Raw genomic sequence first — 1,442 nt, 5'->3', positions numbered from 1 at the left:
CTTGACCCTCCAGACACGTCGATGACCTGACCCTTTGCCCAGCGGCTGTCGGGTGATACAAGGAATGCGACGAGGCTGGCAACATCATCGGCATGGCCGACTCTAGAGAATACCGATAGTTCTTCGGCCTGACGTCGGGCCTCCGGTTCGTTCAACCAGCCACCGTTCATGTCTGTGTCGATGACACCGGGCGCAACGCCGTTGACGGTAATGTTGTGCGGACCGAATTCCGCCGCCAATGCGAGAGTCAGCGCGTTTATTGCACCTTTGGACGCGGCATAGACCGGTCTCGTGGGCGCAGCTATGCGCGTCAATGCGGACGAGAAGTTGATGATCCGGCCGCCTTCGCGAATGTGAGGCGCAGCTGCTTGAGTGAGAAAGAACGTCGAAGCCAGATTGATGGATAGCACTTCATCGTAAAGTGCCTCGGTGGTTGCAGAAAGTGGGGCAAGCGGTGCGATGCCGGCGCAATTGACCAAGATATCTACCCCGTCGTGACCAGTGTGTTTCTTTGCAACGTCCGAGAAAGCTCCCCAGAGTTCCCAACCTACCCCTTGGCCACCCGCCCGGAAATCAGCATGAAGCGCCACTGCTTGGGCCCCTAATTCTTCGACACGGTTTACGACCTGATCAGCTGCCAGTGGCTGGGTGCCGTAATGGACACCAATGAAGTTCACGCCTTCAGCGGCTAGTCGTTCGACAATTGCTCGACCTATGCCCCGCGACCCACCTGTGACCAGAGTAACTTTCCCCTTCAGCCTCTTCGTATTGTTGGCAACCATTCGTTTTCTCCTTCATTGAAGTTCGTGGTCGACATCGCGGCCCGCACAGTGGTGATGTCCGGCACTTTCACTCGCCAGCCGGCAGCGCGTGCGAATCGCGACGCAGGTACGGAAGCAAGCTGACGATGCCTACGACGGCAAGGGTGACGCCGACCCAGAGCGGTGACCGGCGCTGATGCCGAGGCCACCGACCCATGAGCCGACCTCCAGGCCGATGTTGATGACCGAGGTATGGATCGTATTGACCAGGGGCCCCGGATGCGTAGCCGTTTTCATGACACGTGTGATCATCGCGGGATTCATCGGCACGCCGACTAGGCTGATGACAATGAAGAGGATCACGCTAAGTGCTGCGTACTGCGTCAGGAGTGCGAGAAGGATCAGCGGTGCACTCAGCGTAATCAGCCCGAGCATCATGATCGGTATTGTGTAGTGGTCGGCGTAGCGGCCGACGATGGTGTTCCCGATGACGTTCGCCATTCCGTAGACGCCAAGCAGCCACGGAATCGCCGCAGGCGTAAAGCCGGAGATTTCGGTCAGGATCGGCGCGAAGTAAGCGAAAGCAGCGAAGGTGGCCCCGATGATGAGTGCGCTCGTCGTGTAGGCAGCCCAGAGGTGCGGGGTCCTGAACTCGGCAAGCTCAGCCCAGAGGCTGACGGT

General features: G+C 58.9%; 2 protein-coding genes. Both read right to left on the bottom strand.

What is annotated here, in order from left to right; genetic code table 11:
- The coding region (locus AB0442_RS42435; protein WP_366168842.1) for an SDR family oxidoreductase at nt 1-782 on the bottom strand (782 nt) is incomplete at its 3' end.
- Between the two features lie 129 nt (nt 783-911).
- Nucleotides 912-1,442, bottom strand: a 531-nt coding sequence (locus AB0442_RS42430; RefSeq protein ID WP_366168841.1) for an MFS transporter, incomplete at its 5' end; no start/stop codon positions are given.

It is taken from the genome of Kitasatospora sp. NPDC085895, from assembly GCF_040702125.1.
GTDB lineage: Bacteria > Actinomycetota > Actinomycetes > Streptomycetales > Streptomycetaceae > Kitasatospora > Kitasatospora arboriphila.
The sequence above is the reverse complement of the archived record's forward strand: the minus strand, read 5'-3'. Positions and strand labels throughout refer to the sequence as shown.